The following is a 17,855-nucleotide window of genomic DNA, read 5'->3' as shown; positions in this document are numbered from 1 at the left end:
TTCCCTTATACAGCATACATATAGTAGCAGAAGTAAAGCATATATTTTACAATTATCAGATCTTTACAATTATCAGGGTACCAGAAATAACCATGACCAACACAGAAACACCGGTCACTTTATCCGGCAATGCCGCAAAAAGGATCGCCCAACTGATTGAGAAGGACGGCCGCCCCAACCTGAAATTCAGGGTGTCAGTGAACGGTGGCGGCTGTTCCGGGTTTCAGTATGACTTCGATCTAGTGGAAGAGCAACGCGAAGACGACATCGTGGTGGAACGCGACGGGGTGACCATGCTGGTGGACGGGCTGTCGCTGTTGTATCTGACGGGTTCCGAAGTGGATTTTGTCGAGGAACTGGCCGGATCCATGTTCGTGGTTAAAAACCCCAACGCCACGGCTGCCTGCGGCTGCGGCGCCTCCTTTGCCATAGGCTGATTTTATGAAAATTGCGTCCTGGAACGTCAACTCCATCAAAGCGAGACTGCCGCGCGTGGTGGAGTGGCTGAGTGATGCGGCCCCCGATGTGGTGTTGCTTCAGGAATTGAAATGTGTGGATGAAAATTTCCCGCGCATGGAAATTGAGGAACTGGGCTATAACGTGGAAACCCATGGCCAGAAAACCTATAATGGTGTCGCTATCCTGTCCAAATACCCTATTGAAGACGTTATGCGCGGCCTGCCGGGCGATGAGGCCGATGATCAGGCCCGTTATCTGGAAGCGACCGTAAACACGGTGCGCGTGGCTGCCCTCTATCTGCCCAATGGCAATCCTGTTCCGGGAGAAAAATTTGATTATAAACTCGCCTGGATGGATCGGCTGATAGACCGCGCCCGGGACCTCCTGAAACGGGAAGAAGTGCTTGTTTTGGGGGGAGATTACAATGTCTGCCCCAAAGACGAAGACTGTTACGACCCAGCACGATTCGCCAATGACGCGCTGTGCCGGCCGGAAAGCCGGGATCGTTTTTTCACCCTTTTACATTTGGGGTTTACCGATGCGCTCAGGCAAATCGTCCCCACAGGACAAAATTACACCTATTGGGATTACCAGGGCGGGGCCTGGCAGAAGGACAATGGTCTCAGGATCGACCACCTGTTGTTGTCGCCCCAAGCCGCTGACCGTCTCAAAACCTGTGCCATTGACCGGGTGCCGCGGGGCAAGGCAAAAGCCTCCGACCATACCCCCATCTGGTGCGAACTGGAGGTTTGAACGGGCCCAAAACCCTATTGAAACAGGTGTTAAGCCTCATTTTTTTGCGAAAAATGCGCGTGCCAATATCCCGGCGGATCACATTCACAAATGATTACCGTCGAGAAACTCTTCCCGATGCTGTTTTGAGTCCTGATCCGATGGATCAACCGGAACCAGCTCATCTTCCTCCGGCTGCGCTGTATCATCAAGCAAAACCTGGATATTTAGCCTGGTCAGATACATGGTGGCGGTGCCCCACCCGGTCTTGAAGCGGGACTGAACCGGGATCATCATCGGCAAATCTTTCCAGGGGGCAAACCAGATCTCAATAGGGTCCGCGTCGCGCTCATGCTGTTGCCCCTCTCTTTCTTCCTGACGTTCCCGTTCCTCCTCAGACCAGCCAGCCAGGAGTCGCGCAGTGAATTCACACCGCACGGCCTTCCCTTCATACAGGGACTTCCGGCGTTTTTCGAGATGATCCATTTGCGGGCAGTGATGCATATATTCCGCCGCAACCGCGCCATTAAAAATCTGGCCCAGAGTCCGGGATCCTTCTCCTTGCAGACCTGGCAGAAGCCTTTTGCGGTCCCGGGTCAGCAGCCGGGCCATATAGGTGGCGGGGTCCACCAGAGACCAGTATTTTTCTGGCACAGGCTCCCGGTTCCATTTATGATCTTCGTTATAGATGGAAATCTTGAGCGGCGCGCCGTTTTCTGGATCACGTTCGATAAAATGTTTATAGGATGTGCCGCCCCAATGCCCCTGTTTCTTATAAAGCAGTGGTTGATAGGTCCCGTCATCGCGGATTTTCCCCACCGCAAAAGTTTCACTTTCGGCTTTGCTGAAAAAACTCAAAATGCCCCGGGTTCTGTATGCCGTGTCCAGTTTGTAGCTCTCTTCGCTCAACACCAGTTCGGACCAGACATCCGCCACCACGAACCCCGCCCAGTAAACCCGATATTCGGCTTTGGCCCTGATTTTCTTGAAACTCTCCGATAACACCGCCGGCGGTTCGGAAGGAACTTCCTGCATCGGCCCGGGCGGCGGCCCTGGAGACGATGAGGGCTGAAGCTGGGGCTGGGCCAGTGCCTGCCCGGCCAAAACCAGACATAACGCCATCAGCCCCCAAAAGAGACAACGCCCTGACATTCTGAAACGCCCTGACGTTCTGACATGAGAGGTCATCGTGATATGAAATATTTTATACTTTTGCATCCCGGCACTACGCCAAATCCTGTTATGACACGACTCCCCCCTATCCCCAAGGGGTTACCGACATGCATTTTGCACATCTGAGGCGTCTGTGTACAGTCAAAGCGGATAAAGGGTATTTAAATTGAGACAAGACACATCGCATAAGCGCCATGCAGAGAGATCTTTTATAATATATGGACCAGCCCCATAAAAAAAGCCCTGGCCGAAAAAAGGCCAAGGCCAGTCTTGTTTAAGAGCTGTGACAGATCAGGTCACAGCAGCCTTTGCCTGATAATCAGGCAAATCCCAGAGTTTCTGTTCCATCACCCGGCGCAGGCCCGCCACCGCGTCCCAGATATCCACATATCGCAGATACAGCGGCGTAAACCCAAAACGCACAATATCCGGTGCACGGAAATCGCCAATAATATTTTCCGCGATCAGCGCCTGCATGATGGCGTACCCCTGTTCATGACGAAGCGAGACCTGACTGCCCCGTTTTTCCGCAGCACGCGGGGAGGCCAGCTCAAACCCAAAGCCGTCCAGCTGTTCTTCTACCAACTGAACAAACAGGTCTCCCATCAATGAAGATTTCCGGCGAATTTTGTTCATGTCCGCGCGGCCAAGAATATCCACCCCTTCCTCCAGAAGCGATAACGACACAATCGGCTGCGTGCCGGTCAGCATCTGACGGATGGTTTTGGCCGGACGGTAATCCCGGTGAAATTCAAAAGGGGCCTCATGACCAAACCAACCAGTGAGCGGCTGAATCGCCTGTCCCTGATGCCGACGGGCCACAAAAATGAACCCCGGCGCCCCGGGCCCCCCATTCAGATATTTATAGCCGCAGCCCACGGCAAAGTCAGCCCGGCAACCGTTCAGGTCCACCGGCACCGCCCCGGCGCTGTGACACAGATCCCAGATCACCAGCGCCCCCACCGCATGAGCTTTTTCCGTAATGGCCTTCATATCCAAAAGACGGCCCGTCTTGTAGTGCACATGAATCAGGGAGACAACGGCCACCTCTTCGGTGATGGCATCAAGAATTTCCTCATGTTCGGCATAGACAATCTCATGTCCGCGGTCCAATTGCTGCACCAGCCCTTGGGTCACATACAGATCCGTAGGAAAGTTTGACCCTTCCACCAGAATTTTTTTCCGCTCCGGACGCAGGCTGAGCGCCATGCCCAATGCCTTGTACAGATTGATCCCAGTGGCATCGCAGGCCACCACCTCGCCAGGCGCCGCCCCAATCAGGGCGGCAATCTTATCCCCGATGCGTTCGGACAAGCTCACCCATCCGGCCTTGTTCCAGCTTTTAATCAGATCCTGTCCCCATTCCCGGCGCACCACCTGCTCGGCACGCGAGGCGGACGCCTTTGGCAGCGCCCCTAGCGAATTGCCATCCAGATAGACCACCCCTTCCGGCAGCAAAAATTCCTCGCGAAAAGAGGCGAGGTCATCCGTGGCATCTAGTTTTTCGAAATCAGATCGGGTCAGCATTCAGTTCTCCTGTTCCGCGGTTTCACTCACCTCATGGGAGCAGACCACAAGGATCCGGGCAGGATCAGCAGTGGCCGAGACATAACGATGCCCCGAACGACTGTCCAGATAGGCGCTGTCACCTTGGGCGAGGGTTACGGGTTTGTAATCCTCACTATACAGCCGTACGGCACCTTCCAGAACATACACAAACTCTTCTCCGGGGTGACGGGACAACGCCCCCAAATCCTGTGGCCCCGCTGGTGGCACCTCCAAAATTCCGGGATACATGCTTTTGTTCAAAAGATCAGCAGCCAGAACCTCCACCCGGTATATGTCCACCTCATTCACGCTGCCGTCCCCGTTTGAGGTAATGGACCGGCGTCCGGACTTCAGAACCTGATCCTGCGGGTCGTCAAATAGGGCGGAGATGGGTACCCCCAATCCCCGGGCCAGCTTGATCAGATTGCCATAGGTCAGGGTGGCCTGATGGTTTTGCACCTTGGACAGGGTGGAGACTGGAATATCCACAAGCGCGCTCAATTGCTGGAGCGTCAGCCCACGCTCCTTGCGCAGATGGGCCAAACGATCTCCCAGCGCCTTGTGCTCATCCCCGGCCGTATGTTGTATAAAAGCAGAGTTACTCATGATGACTTCCGATTACCTTTTTCGGAGCAGAATAACAGAATTTTCCTAAAATGAAAATATTTTCCCAAAAAGAAAAGTTTTTTACTCATGCCATCTGTGGTATAACTCTCTTACCACCCCTGCCAGGGGCCATAAGTATTGAGGGGAAACCGATGAGCCATCAATGCTGGGAGGACATGGATATCCCCACGCTGGAGCGGGAATATTCGCCTAGCTCCTGTGTTCCGGACATTATGCCATTTCTTCGTGCGTATGAAAAACGCAGTCTGGCGGCCAAGATTGACCATGCGGGCCGGCTTCGGGAGGATCTGCGGTATGGGCCGGAACCCCGTGCCATGATGGATATTTTTATCCCGGACGGAGACGGCCCCTTCCCTGTTCATGTTTTTATTCATGGCGGCTACTGGCAGGAACTCTCTAAAAATGAGAGCTGTTTTGCCGCTCCCAACTTTCTCGCCCATGACATGGTATTCATTGCGTTGGATTATACACTGGCCCCTGATTACAGCCTGCCCCAGATTATTGAGCAGACCCGGCGCGGCATGATCAGCATCCTGAAAAATGCCAGAAAATTCAGCGGCAATCCGACCAATATCAGCCTGTCTGGCAGTTCCGCCGGGGCCCATCTGGTGGCGGAAATACTTTCCAGTGACTGGCCGGCCCTCGGATATGCCACCTGCCCCCTGAAGGCGGCTTTGGCGATGAGCGGTATTTATGACCTGCGCCCCCTGGTGAATACCTATATCAATGAACCGCTGCGCATGGACCAGGCCCAAGCCACCGCCTGCAGTCCGCTATTCCGCATTCCGCCCCGGTCCTGCCCGCTGATCATCAGTTATGGCGAGAATGAAACTGCAGAATTTAAAAGACAAAGCCATGACTATCATGACGCCTGGCTTGAACGGGGGCTGGATGCGGAACTTCTGCCTGTTCCGGGGGTCAATCATTTTGACATTGTGATGGAACTGACCCGGCCGGACAGCCCGCTGTTTCAGACACTATTGAGCCGGATCCGGGCATAAAGCAGCCCGATCAAAGAGAGGTGCGCACCGACCACAGTTCCGGAAAGAACTGCAAATCCAAGGCCTTCACCAGATAACTTACCCCGCTGGTTCCGCCCGTACCGCGGCGATAACCAATAATGCGCTCCACCGTCTTCATATGGCTGAAGCGCCAGGTCTGGAAGCGATGCTCCAGATCGACCAGCTTTTCCGCCAGTTCATACAGGTCCCAATGCTGGTCCGCATGAAGATAAACGTCCCGCCAGACTTTTTCGACCGCCGGACTGGACTCGTAAGGTTCGCTCCAGTCCCGTTCCAGTTTATCCCCCGGCACCGCAAAGCCGCGTTTTTTCAGAAGCTGTAACGTCAGGTCATAGATGCTCGGTGCTTCCAGGACCTGTTTTACTCGTGCGTAAATATCGGGATGGGCCTTGTGCACTTCGATCATGCTTTTGTTTTTGTTGCCCAAGGCAAACTCCATGATCCGGTACTGATAGGACTGGAACCCGGAACTCTGTCCGAGAGCATCCCGGAAACTCAGATAATCCTTCGGCGTCATAGTGGCCAGAATGTTCCAAGACTGAATGAGCTGTTCCTGAATACGGGCAATGCGGCTGATCATTTTAAACGCCGGCCCCAGGTCATCCTCCCGGATGTGCCGCATGGCTGCGCTGAGTTCATGAATACACAATTTCAACCATAATTCGGAAGCCTGGTGAATGATGATGAACATCATCTCATCATGGTGGCCGGACCGCAGAATCTGGGCCTCAAGGATCTTGTCCAGGACAAGATACTGCCCGTAACTCATATCCTGATCCCAGTGAATCTTTTCACCGCTCAGATCAACGGCCTTCACCGTTTCTTTTTCCGTCATCCTCGCCTCCTGTTTTTATTCCATGTCACTCTAATGAGAAAAAGGCGGAAGAATCAAGAATTTTCTAAACAGAAAAAAATATACTGTTTGGAAAAATCTCGTCTTCCGCCCTCCATTAAAGGGAGTCGGAGCAGGAATTATCGATCAGCCAATGTGCATCAGGCCGCCTTTTCCTGTTTCTTGCGGGCCCGGGCTGCGGCAATAATTTCCTCTGCCAGCTCGTCGGCAATGACATTGGTGGGTCGGCCTTCTTTATCGGAACGCTCAAAAATGGTACCGAGCGTGGTATAGATATTGTCCACCTTGTCATTAACCCAGTTGACGTCGTATTTGCCGCGGGCCTCGGCGGAGACATTGATAATACCGCCGGCATTGATCACATAATCAGGCGCGTACAGAATGCCTTTGTCATGCAACATCTGACCATGTTCATCCCGGGCGAGCTGATTATTGGCGGCGCCGGCGACAATCGGGGTTCTCAGCGCCGGGATTGTGGCATCATTCAGCACGGCACCCAACGCACAAGGGGCGAGCACATCACACGCCACAGACATGATTTCCGCCACCGATACCACCTTCGCCCCGAATTCCTGCACCACGCGGTCCAGGGAGGGTTGATGAATATCCGACACAATCAGGTGAGCGCCGGCCTCATCCAGGTGTTTACACAGGTGATACCCCACATGACCAACCCCCTGAACCGCCACGGTCAACCCCTTGAGGTCGTCCTGACCCAGTTTGTGCTTGACGGCCGCCTTGATGCCGAGATAGGTTCCCCGGGCTGTAAAGGGAGAAGGATCCCCGCTGGCGTTTTCACTGCTTTGCAAGCCGATGACATGCCGGGTTTCCTTGGCCACGATTTCCATATCCTCTACAGAAATCCCCACATCCTCGGCAGAAATATAGGTGCCGTTGAGGCTGTCAACAAAACGGCCAAAGGCACGAAAAAGCTGTTCGTTTTTGTCTTTGTGCGGGTCAGCAATGATCACCGACTTGCCCCCGCCCAGCTTCAGACCGGCAACGGCATTCTTGTAACTCATCCCGCGAGAGAGACGAAGCGCATCGGTCAATGCATCCATCTCATTTTCATAGGGCCACATGCGGCATCCACCGGCTGCCGGGCCAAGCGATGTATCGTGTACCGCAATAATCGCCTTCAGGCCGCTTTCCTTGTCATGAAGGTAAACAACTTTCTCATGGCCTTTGAACTGGTTTGTTTCGATCATTTTATCTTTCCACGCTTTTTGTTTGTTTATTCTTCTACCTCATATTTCACCTTCAGGCGATCTTGCGCTGATCATCCCGGTTGTCGGTCCTGTCATCTGTTTTTCCGGCATGCGTTTTTCCCTCTTTCAGGGCCTGCCGCAGCTCAGCGGCTTTTTTCTTCTGCCGCTCCACATTGGTTTCCTTGACATAACCATATCCGCGAATTCCGTCGGGATAAGAGGCCAGATCGACACATAACGCATAATTATCCTTATGCAAATGCGTAAGAATGTCTTCCACCACGGCCTCATACTCCCGGATCAGGGCGCGTTCCATCTTGCGTTCCGCCGTATAGCCGAAAATATCCAGCGGCGTCCCACGCAATATGCGTCCTTTCGCCACAATTTTCAGCAACTTCATCATCCAGGGGCCGAACTCCCGTTTCTTGGGATGGCCGGTGACCTTGTCCTTCTTCTCCAGGATGGGCGGGGCCATATGGAAACGCAACTTATAGTCGCCTTCAAACTGGGCTTCCAGCTTTTTCAGGAATTCGCCGTTGGTATAAAGCCGAGCCACCTCATATTCATCCTTATAGGCCAGAAGCTTGAAATAATATCTGGCCACGGCCGTTGACAAATCCCCGGCGGCACAGAACAACTCTTTCTCTTTGTTTTCCACCCGGCCGACCAACTGCTGATAGCGCGTAGCATAGGCCTTGCTTTGATAGCCGGTGAGGAAAGAAACCCGCTTGGCGACAATTTCTTCCAGCGTATCGGCAATATGTTCATGGCTTGCCGGATCAAGCAGCGGCCGAATGATTTCCTCCACTTTTTCCGGCGCATGGGCCGCAAGACGCCCGCAAGCAAAGGTTTTGAGATTCTGCTCCACCGCCACGCCATTCAACTCGATAGCCCGTTCAATGGACTGGCGTTTGAGCGGAACAAGCCCCTGCTGCCAGGCATAGCCCAGCATGAAAACATTGGTGGCGATACTGTCACCCAGCAACGCCGTGGCGATTTCTGTCGCTTCCACATAATAGCGACCATCATCGCGGGTATGGTCGTTAATGACTTTTTTCAGGGCTTCCTGCTTAAAGTCGATATTATTGTTCAGCACAAAAGACGACACCGGAATACGGTGAGCATTAATCACAGCCCGGGTTCGGCTTTTCTGCATGGTTTCAAAAGACTGGGGACTGGCCGCCACCACCAAGTCGCAGGCCAGCAACAAATCCGCACCGCCCGTCAGAATATGCGGGGTACGCAATTCATCCATGTCCGGTCCCAGCCGTACATGCGACAATACCGCGCCACCCTTCTGCGCCAGACCGGTCATATCCAGAATGGAACAGGCCTTGCCTTCCACATGGGAGGCCATGCCCAGAAGAGCCCCGATAGTCAGCACCCCGGTGCCGCCCACGCCGGTTACCAGAATATTATAGGCATGGGACATTTCAGAGATGGCAGGCTCAGGCAGGTTTTCCAGCTCCGCATCAAAACCGATGGCTTTGGGTTTGCGAACCTTACCGCCAAGCACACTGACAAAGGAAGGACAGAACCCTTTGACACAACTGTAATCCTTGTTACAGGTGGACTGGTTGATGGTCCGCTTGCGACCGAATTCCGTTTCCAGAGGCTCGACAGAGACACAGTTGGATTTTTCCGAACAATCCCCGCATCCCTCACATACCAGATCGTTGATAAAGATGCGCTTATCCGGATCCGGATATTTGCCCCGTTTGCGCCGCCGGCGTTTTTCCGCGGCACAGGTCTGATCGTAAATGATTACGGTGCAGCCTTCCGTATTCCGGGCTTCTTCCTGAATGGCGGGCATCTCATCCCGGTCCAGAATCGGGATATGCGCCGGAATTTTCCCGCGGTCCCGATACCGGTCCAGATCTTCGGTCAGAATCCAGATTTTCTTCACCCCTTCGCCCACCATCTGCTGGGCGATGCTTTCCACCGTCAAGTGGCCATCATGGGGCTGGCCACCGGTCATGGCCACCGCGTCATTATAGAGAATCTTGTAGGTCACATTGACCCCGGCAGCCACGGACTGACGCACCGCCAGAAGGCCGGAATGGAAATAGGTCCCATCCCCCAGATTGACGAAAATATGTTTTTCATCGGTGAAGGGCGCCTGACCGACCCAGGGAACCCCCTCCCCGCCCATCTGGGTAAAGGTGGAGGTGTTGCGGTCCATCCACAGCGCCATAATGTGACACCCGATCCCGGCTGTGGCCCGGCTGCCTTCAGGAACTTTGGTCGACGTGTTATGCGGACAGCCGGAACAGAAATAAGGCGTGCGAATAATCGGCGGCTGGTAACTTTTCTGCAATGCCTCACGCCGGTTAAAGAATTCCAGCCGTTCGTCAATGCGATCATTATGGTAGAAGCGGGAAATCCGATCCGCAATCACATGGGTGATGAGCCCCACGCTAAGATCATTATCCGGCGGCAGCAGCCAGTTGCCGTGTTCATCATATTTACCGACCACTTTCGGTCGCTTGTCCGCATGCCAGTTAAAGAGCTGCTGCTTGAGCTGGTTTTCGATGAGCTCGCGCTTTTCCTCAACAATCAGAATTTCTTCCAGGCCTTCACAGAAGTTCCGAACCCCGTCCGGTTCCAGCGGCCAAGGCATACCCACCTTGTAAAGCCTGAGGCCAATTTGTTCTGCCACATCATGATCAATACCCAGCTCGAACAGAGCCTGGCGTACATCGCCATAACTCTTGCCGCTGGTGATAATGCCAAAGCGGGGCTTGGAGCTGTCCATGACGATGCGATCGACCTTGTTTTTCTTGACGAAGGCCAGCGCGGCAAAAAGTTTATAACGCTGCAAGCGGTAATCCTGTTCCTTCCAGACGTCATTGGGGCGAATATGCACCCCACCCGGCGGCATTTCGAATTCCGTTTCATCGGGCAGAAAGATTTCCCGGTTTTCCCGGCTGAGGTCTACGGTGGCCGTGGTTTCAACCGTCTCGCTGGTCACCTTGAAAGCGGTCCAACAGCCACAATAGCGGGACATGGCAATGCCCAGCAGACCATATTCCACAAATTCCTGAATATCCGCCGGATACAGCATCGGCAACATGGTCGCATAAAAACTGTGATCAGACTGATGCGGCAAAGTGGAGGATTTAGCCGCATGATCGTCCCCGGCAATGGCCAGAACCCCGCCATGCGGGCTGGTTCCGGCGGCATTGGCGTGGCGGAACACATCGCCGGTCCGATCCACCCCCGGCCCCTTGCCGTACCAGATACCAAACACCCCGTCATACCGAGCGCCTTCAAACATGTTCACCTGCTGTGTGCCCCAGACTGCGGTAGCCGCCAGCTCCTCATTCAGTCCCGGTTGGAAATGGATATTTTCCTTTTCCAGAAACTTGCGCGCCTTGACCAGGGCCTGATCATACCCCCCCAGCGGCGATCCCCGGTATCCGGAAATAAATCCCGCTGTATTCAGACCCGCCGCCCGATCCCGCCAGCGTTGCACCAGAGGAATCCGGACCAGAGCCTGAATGCCCGACATGAAGGCGCTGCCCTCATTCAAAATGTATTTATCATCAAGGGAAATAAGGTCTTTTTTCACATGACTCTCCAGTAAATTTCCGCCACCCGATTTTTCGAATTATTTTTGCATAAATCATGCGAAATTACGTTTCTTTTTCAGATTATTTCGCGTAATTTTGGCTATATTTTTGCCTTTAAGACGCAATAAGAGGAAAAATAATGCTGGACAAATTAAGCGACATAGACAAAAAGATTCTCGCCGCTCTTCAGGAAGATAACAGCCTCACCAATACAGAGCTGGCCGACAAGGTGGGACTATCGACCGCCCCCTGCTGGCGACGCATCCGGAAACTTGAAGAGATGGGCCTGATTGACAAACGGGTCGCCCTGCTCAATGCCGAAAAACTCGGCCTGAACATCGTTTCCTTCGCCAATGTCAAACTGTCCCACCACCGGGACAATGCGCTTGAGGATTTTGAGCGCCTGATCAAGGTCTATCCCGAGGTTACCGAATGCTACACCATTAGCGGTTCTATGGATTATGTCCTGAAAATCATCACCACGGACATGACCGCTTATGAAAATTTCCTGCGCCACAAGCTTTTGAAAATGGATATGGTTAACGAAGTTCATTCCCGGTTCGCCGTTACCAAGGTCAAATACACCACTGCCCTGCCCCTGAAGTTGTCTTCATAGCCCCTCTGCTTCATGCTATACTTTTGAAAAAAGAGTAGAATTATCCATATATATGATTTTTCTATTTTTCACTTTTCATATATTTTTTGTTGGTATATCATATGGATAATTTAACAAAGACCATATCAGGGATGGCAAGAGCAATATCATGACAACAGTATATGACGCGTTTCAGAACAGCGTGGCCACCTATGGGAACCGCCCTTTTCTGCATATCCCCGCGACCGCCTGTACCGCCTATCACGATGGCCCCATTGATTTCACCTATGGCGAAATGGCGCAAAAGGTGGAACACTTGCGCGTCTTTTATCAGAGGCGCGGCCTGACCACCGGCCAAAGAATGGGCCTTGTCCTGGAAAACCGGCCGGATTTTTTCATGCACTGGCTGGCCCTCAATGCGCTTGGTGTCAGTATTGTACCGATCAATCCCGAATTTTCCCCAGAAGAAATCAACTATCTCGTCTCGCATAGCGAAGCCGCCGCTGTGATCAGCCTGGATGAACGCGCGGCCTATATCGCCTCGGCTGTGAAGGACCTGAATTGTCCCGTGGTCAACCTTTCGGATCTTGAAACCCTGCCGCAACAGCCGGAAGCTGTGACAGGGGAGAAGACCGAACAGACTGAATGCGCGCTGATGTTCACCTCGGGCAGCACTGGAAAACCCAAAGCCTGCATGCTGAGCAACGAATATTTCTTGGAATTTGGCCATTGGTACCGGGATATTGGCGGCTATTGTACGCTAGAGCCTGGCAAGGAACGTCTGCTCACGCCACTGCCGCTGGTGCATATGAATGCGCTTGCCTGTTCCACCATGGGCATGATGATGAACGGCGGCTGTATTATTCAGCTGGACCGCTTCCATCCGCGCACCTGGTGGCAAAGCATTGCGGAAAGCAACGCCACCATCGTGCATTATCTGGGCGTTCTGCCGGCTATTCTTCTGCAGATCCCGGAAGGCCCCTATGATCGTGCCCATCAGGTCAAGTTCGGCTTTGGCGCCGGGGTCAACCCCAAACATCACGCCGCCTTTGAAGAACGCTTTGGCTTTCCCCTAATTGAAAGCTGGGCCATGACCGAATCCGGCAGCGGCGGCTGCATCACCGCAAATGTGGAACCCCGCCATGTGGGCCAAAGCTGTTTTGGCAAGGCCCCGGCGGATGTGGAAGCGCGTCTTGTAGATGACACGGGACAGGATGTACCTTGTGGCGAGGTCGGCGAACTTCTGGTCCGGCGCAAGGGAAACAATCCGCGAAAAGGTTTCTTCTCCGGCTATTATAAGAATCCGGCCGCGACCGAAGAAATCTGGGAGGGCGGCTGGCTGCACACGGGGGACCTTGCGCGACAGGACGCGGAAGGGGCGTTTTATTTTGTAGACCGCAAAAAAAACATCATCCGCCGCAGTGGCGAAAACATTTCTGCCGTTGAGGTGGAATCCATCCTTCAGCAGCAGGAGCCCATCGGCACCGTGGCCGTCACAGCGGTTCCTGACGACCTGCGTGGGGATGAAGTCATGGCCGCCATCGAACTGGCTGAAGGCTTCGAGGATTCTGCGGACCTGGCCCAGCAGATTTTTGAAACGGCCATGCCCCTGCTCGCCTATTATAAGCTGCCGGGATATATCGCCTTTGTGGACAAGCTGCCGAAAACCCCGTCCGAAAAACTGCAACGCGGTGAGGTGAAAACCTTATGCCGCAGACTTGTCGAACAGGGAAAGACCTATGATCTCAGATCCCTGAAGAAACGCCCCAAGACCGAAGGAACCGGCACATGAGCAAGGCATCCGGCGGATATGAGGGAGTTGCGCTGACCGCGCCGGTGACGCTGCCTTACGTGAAAAGCAGCCCGTATGGCGCTCCGTGGTTTATCGGTTCTGCACTCAGAGAACTGCTTAAAACCAGCGGTCTGAAAAAAGACCAGATTGACGGTCTGGCCACCTCTAGTTTCACATTGCGGCCGGACAGCACCATTACCCTTACCGAATATCTGCGCCTCAGCCCCCGGTGGATCGCGGACCTCCCCTATGGCGGGGCATCCGGGGTGATTGCCCTGCAACGGGCCGCTCGTGCCGTCCAGGCCGGAGACGCAGATATTATCGCCTGTATCGGTGGCGATACGGCCAATGCGGAAAGTTTCAAAAAACTGGTGCATGACTTCAGCAGTTTTTCCAACAGTTCCGCCTACTGGTACGGCGCCGGAGGGCCCAACATGGCCTTTGCCCAGATCACCCAGCATTACATGGACCGGTTCGGTGCCACGCGGGAGGACTTCGCCCGTATTGCACTCAGTCAGCGCCACAACGCCAATCATTTCGACCTATCCCTGTTCAGAAACAAACCCATGACCCGGGAAGATTACCTTTCCGCCCGTCCCATCGCCGGGCCGGTGCATCTTCTGGACTGTGTCATGCCTTGCGCTGGGGCGGAGGCATTTCTGGTGATGAGCACGGAACGGGCCCACCATTTGGGACTGGCTTATGCAGAAATTCTCAGCACCGGCGAACTGCACAATTCCTTTCCCGATGATCCAATACAAATCCGCGGCGGCTGGGCGGCTTATGCCGACGAGATGTATCACAAGGCCGGCCTTGGCCCGCGAGACATGGACATGCTCCAAACCTATGATGATTATCCGGTGATCAGCCTGATGCAGATGGAAGATCTCGGTTTTTGTGAAAAGGGCCAGGGACCGGCCTTTTTGCGCGAAACCAATCTAAATTTCGACGGCGACGGCCTGCCGCACAATACCTGTGGCGGGCAGCTTTCCTGTGGCCAGGCCGGATCAGCCGCCGGATATATGGGCGTTGTCGAAAGCCTCCGGCAACTGACCGGCCAGGCGCTCGGCAATCCGGTGAAAAAGGCCGAAACCGCGCTGATCAGCGGCTATGGCATGATCAATTACAATCGCGGCCTGTGTTCGGCGGCGGCCATTCTCAGGAAGGGAGGCCAATAATCATGTCTGCTCCCCTCTCTCTTCCCGTTTGTCAGGACTGCGGCACTGTGCAATATCCCCCACGGGAAATTTGCGGCAATTGTCTTAGTCCAGATCTGCAAACGCAACCGGTGAACAACAAAGGCCGGGTGCTCGGCAGCATTCTTCTGCATCACAGTCTCGAAGACAGTCTGAGGCCCCTATTGCCGCTGCGCATTGCCACGGTGCAACTTGATACCGGCGGTATTCTGTTCACCTATTGTCATCGGGACTGCGCTGCGCCGGGGTCGCCGGTGACCATCAGCAGCATTCCAACCCCTTTTGCAGATCCTGTTTATATCGCCCTGCCCGAAAATGTTTCGGTGAGGAGCTGGGCGGAAGTCATTTCTTCTCTGGGAGACAACAATGAAAAACCGTAAAGTCATCGTGACCGGCGGCAGCAGCGGCATCGGCAAAGGCATTTGCCAAATGATGTTGGATGCCGGCTATCATGTGATTACCCTGGCTCGCCGCCTGCCTGATTTTAACCATGCCCATCTGGAAGCTTATGAGGTAGATCTGGCCGACCCGGCCGCCACCCGGGAGGCGGCCGCGGAAATTACCGCCAAACACAAGGTGACCACCCTGGTGAACAATGCCGGGGTTATTCGGCCCTCACTGATTGAAGAGGTCAGCCTGGACGACCTCACCTATCTCACCAATCTTCATTTGGGCGCCATGATCCTTCTGACCCAAGCGTGCTTACCGGCCATGAAAGAAGCCCGGTTCGGGCGTATCATCAACATGTCAAGCCGGGCCGTGGTGGGCCTGCCCACCCGCACCAATTATGCGGGCACCAAGGCGGCCATCATCAGCATGACCCGGACCTGGGCCATGGAGCTGGGCCATCATGGCATTACCGTGAACGCCATTGCGCCCGGCCCCATTGTCACGGAGATGTTCCACGAACAGGTCTCTGAAGAAAAAGCAAAATCCCTCGCCCAGGGACTGCCGGTAGGGCGGCTAGGTACGCCGGAAGACATCGCCCGGGCCACCCTGTTTTTCGCGGACGAAAATAACGGATTTGTAACCGGACAGACATTGTATGTCTGTGGCGGTGCCAGCCTCGGTTCGCTCACGCTGTAAGGAGACGAAAAATGACCTATAGCATACAACAACTGGCGGATATGGTTCAGGAAACCAGAACCCACCGCAAGCTGTATACTGATGAAGAAATCTTTGATCTGGAAATGGACCGCATTTTCGGCAAGGCCTGGATTTTTGTGGGCCATGAAAGCCAGATCCCCAAGCCCGGCGATTATTACACCTGCAATATCGGCAAACAGCCCGTGATCATGGTGCGGGATAAATCCGGCGAAATCCATGTATTGTTTAACCGCTGCACCCATCGTGGCGCCAAACTGGTTAATCAGGAATACGGCAGCGCGCGGGTGTTTTGCTGTGGTTATCACGGGTGGACCTTTGCCACCGACGGCACCCTGATGGGGATTCCCCATAACAAAGGGTATGAAAACACCGGTTTTGACATCAAGGACCCGGCCAATAACATGAAACGGGTGCCCCGTTACGGCGATTACCGGGGGTTTGTCTTTGCCAGCCTTAGCCCCGAAGGGCCATCGCTGGAAGAATATCTGGGCCATGTTGCCACCAGCATCGACAATATGATCGACCGCTCGCCCGAGGGTAAGCTGGTGATGGATGGAGGGGTGCTGAAATATGATCACACCTGCAACTGGAAACTGTTCATGGATAACCTGAACGACACCACCCACCCGATGGTGGCCCACAAATCCGTCGGCCAGGCGACCAAGAAACTCATGGCATCCATGCCCAAGGACACCCCGCCGCCCCGTGAGGCGGAAATCATCTTCCCCTTTGGCAGCAGTTATGAGTTTTTTGACAATATGGGCGTCACCGCCTGCGCCTATGGCAATGGTTATTCCGGCGGCAAAACCAGCATCCATGCGGATTATTCGGAAATCCCAGGGTATCTGGACGCCATGTATGCAGCTTATGGCAAGGAAAAAACCGAGGATATCCTGTCCATCAACCGCCATAACACCATCCTTTATCCATCCATGACCCTGAAAGGGGCCATCCAGAATATTCGTGTCGTGCGGCCCGTGGCCGTCAATCGCACGATTATTGAAACTTGGCATTTCCGGCTGGTGGGGGCGCCGGACGAAATGTTCCAGCGCAATATTCTCTACAGCCGCCTGATCAATTCTTCCGGCTCCATGGTCGGGCCGGATGATCTTGAATGCTACCGGCGCATTCAGGAAGGTGTGGAAGCCGATGCAGGCGACTGGGTTGATATGCACCGCAATCTGGGACAGGACCGGGAGGAAGAACCGGGCGTCATGCGTGGAATCGGGACCAGCGACCTGTCTTTCCGTAACATGTACAAGGCCTGGAAAGAATATATGACAGCTCCGGAATATAGCGAAGTGGAGGCAGCGGAATGACCACGGTGATCAGAAGCAACCCGGACATCCGGGAAATCGAAGACCTGTTATATGAAGAGGCCTCTTGTCTGGACCGGGCGGATCTCAACGCCTTTTATGAGCTTTATACCGAAGACGGTACCTACTGGATGCCGGTCAAGCCGGATCAGGAAGACCCGCTGAATCACATCTCGATATTTTATGATGACAAACTGCTGATGAATATTCGGCGGATCAATTTTCATGAAACCAAAGCGCCATCCCTGGATCACCCGGTACGCTGCTCGCACATTATTTCCAACATCCGGGTGGAACATATTGACGAAGCCACAGGCGATATCACGGTGACCTCCAATTTTCACGCTCTGCTCTATTACAAAAATCAGCAGGTCTTCGGCGGCACCTATCGTCATGTGCTCGCCCGCACAGAGGACGGCCTCAAAATCCGTCACAAGCGGGTAGATCTGATCAACTGTGACGCCGCACTCGACAGCCTGGTGATCTATCTGTAGGGGTGAGAAATAAGAGATGTCGGGGCCCCGGACTTAATCCGGGGTGCCGATCCCCGGGGAAGCGCCACAGGTTTCAGAAGGTTTGCCAAACGATCCTGTGGGCATCGGAGTGACCCCGGCGTGACGCCGAAAAGAGAACGATATGGATGACGTTTTCATTT

General features: G+C 54.1%; 16 protein-coding genes. 10 read left to right on the top strand and 6 right to left on the bottom strand.

The window, feature by feature from the left end:
• Positions 1 to 92: 92 nt before the first annotated feature.
• On the top strand, positions 93 to 437 hold the full coding sequence (gene erpA / locus FE788_RS05570; protein WP_138379715.1) for an iron-sulfur cluster insertion protein ErpA: 345 nt from the start codon (positions 93 to 95) through the stop codon (positions 435 to 437).
• 4 nt (positions 438 to 441) lie between these two features.
• On the top strand, positions 442 to 1,212 hold the full coding sequence (locus FE788_RS05565) for an exodeoxyribonuclease III (protein WP_138379714.1): 771 nt from the start codon (positions 442 to 444) through the stop codon (positions 1,210 to 1,212).
• An 84-nt stretch (positions 1,213 to 1,296) separates the two neighbouring features.
• On the opposite strand, the gene FE788_RS05560 is transcribed toward FE788_RS05565, so the two are convergent.
• The 3 genes from FE788_RS05560 to FE788_RS05550 all read right to left on the bottom strand — a co-directional run bounded on the left by FE788_RS05560 (position 1,297) and on the right by FE788_RS05550 (position 4,518).
• Positions 1,297 to 2,343: a DUF3108 domain-containing protein gene (locus FE788_RS05560; RefSeq protein ID WP_210414153.1), complete on the bottom strand. Its 1,047-nt coding sequence runs from the start codon at positions 2,341 to 2,343 to the stop codon at positions 1,297 to 1,299.
• A 312-nt stretch (positions 2,344 to 2,655) separates the two neighbouring features.
• The gene (gene kynU, locus FE788_RS05555; RefSeq protein ID WP_138379712.1) at positions 2,656 to 3,891 is read right to left on the bottom strand and encodes a kynureninase; all 1,236 of its coding nucleotides are present in this window, start codon (positions 3,889 to 3,891) and stop codon (positions 2,656 to 2,658) included.
• Entirely contained in the window at positions 3,892 to 4,518 is a 627-nt protein-coding gene (locus tag FE788_RS05550) for a helix-turn-helix domain-containing protein (protein WP_138379711.1), read from the bottom strand. It abuts the gene before it with no gap.
• Positions 4,519 to 4,670: 152 nt separating this feature from the next.
• On the opposite strand from FE788_RS05550, the gene FE788_RS05545 reads away from it, so the two are divergent.
• Positions 4,671 to 5,540 carry an alpha/beta hydrolase gene (locus tag FE788_RS05545; protein WP_168190286.1) on the top strand — a complete coding sequence of 290 codons (870 nt, stop codon included), beginning with the start codon at positions 4,671 to 4,673 and terminating at the stop codon, positions 5,538 to 5,540.
• Between the two features lie 10 nt (positions 5,541 to 5,550).
• Here FE788_RS05545 and kynA read toward each other — a convergent pair whose 3' ends face one another.
• The 3 genes from kynA to FE788_RS05530 form a co-directional block, all read right to left on the bottom strand.
• Positions 5,551 to 6,396: a tryptophan 2,3-dioxygenase gene (gene kynA, locus FE788_RS05540; protein WP_138379709.1), complete on the bottom strand. Its 846-nt coding sequence runs from the start codon at positions 6,394 to 6,396 to the stop codon at positions 5,551 to 5,553.
• 158 nt (positions 6,397 to 6,554) lie between these two features.
• Positions 6,555 to 7,622, bottom strand: coding sequence for a Glu/Leu/Phe/Val dehydrogenase dimerization domain-containing protein (locus tag FE788_RS05535; RefSeq protein WP_138379708.1), 1,068 nt, complete (start codon positions 7,620 to 7,622; stop codon positions 6,555 to 6,557).
• 52 nt (positions 7,623 to 7,674) lie between these two features.
• Positions 7,675 to 11,193, bottom strand: coding sequence for an indolepyruvate ferredoxin oxidoreductase family protein (locus FE788_RS05530; RefSeq protein ID WP_210414152.1), 3,519 nt, complete (start codon positions 11,191 to 11,193; stop codon positions 7,675 to 7,677).
• Between the two features lie 140 nt (positions 11,194 to 11,333).
• On the opposite strand from FE788_RS05530, the gene FE788_RS05525 reads away from it, so the two are divergent.
• From FE788_RS05525 to FE788_RS05495, 7 genes are all read left to right on the top strand, one after another.
• Entirely contained in the window at positions 11,334 to 11,810 is a 477-nt protein-coding gene (locus FE788_RS05525) for an Lrp/AsnC family transcriptional regulator (RefSeq protein WP_138379706.1), read from the top strand.
• 148 nt (positions 11,811 to 11,958) lie between these two features.
• Positions 11,959 to 13,581, top strand: coding sequence for an AMP-binding protein (locus tag FE788_RS05520; protein ID WP_210414151.1), 1,623 nt, complete (start codon positions 11,959 to 11,961; stop codon positions 13,579 to 13,581).
• Entirely contained in the window at positions 13,578 to 14,759 is a 1,182-nt protein-coding gene (locus FE788_RS05515; protein WP_138379704.1) for a thiolase family protein, read from the top strand. Before FE788_RS05520 ends, FE788_RS05515 begins: the two co-directional genes overlap by 4 nt.
• 2 nt (positions 14,760 to 14,761) lie before the next feature.
• A complete protein-coding gene (locus FE788_RS05510; RefSeq protein WP_138379703.1) occupies positions 14,762 to 15,157 on the top strand; it encodes a Zn-ribbon domain-containing OB-fold protein in 396 nt (131 codons plus the stop codon).
• Complete coding sequence (locus FE788_RS05505; protein WP_138379702.1) at positions 15,144 to 15,863, top strand: SDR family oxidoreductase; 720 nt, start codon at positions 15,144 to 15,146, stop codon at positions 15,861 to 15,863. The genes FE788_RS05510 and FE788_RS05505 overlap by 14 nt, the downstream gene beginning before the upstream one ends.
• Positions 15,864 to 15,874: 11 nt before the next feature.
• Complete coding sequence (locus FE788_RS05500) at positions 15,875 to 17,203, top strand: aromatic ring-hydroxylating dioxygenase subunit alpha (RefSeq protein WP_138379701.1); 1,329 nt, start codon at positions 15,875 to 15,877, stop codon at positions 17,201 to 17,203.
• Positions 17,200 to 17,694 (top strand): aromatic-ring-hydroxylating dioxygenase subunit beta, encoded by a 495-nt coding sequence (locus FE788_RS05495; RefSeq protein ID WP_138379700.1) that lies wholly within the window; start codon positions 17,200 to 17,202, stop codon positions 17,692 to 17,694. Before FE788_RS05500 ends, FE788_RS05495 begins: the two co-directional genes overlap by 4 nt.
• Positions 17,695 to 17,855 lie beyond the last annotated feature (161 nt).

It is taken from the genome of Luteithermobacter gelatinilyticus, from assembly GCF_005849285.1.
Taxonomy (GTDB): domain Bacteria; phylum Pseudomonadota; class Alphaproteobacteria; order Sphingomonadales; family Emcibacteraceae; genus Luteithermobacter; species Luteithermobacter gelatinilyticus.
This window is presented reverse-complemented; position numbering and strand designations above follow the sequence as displayed.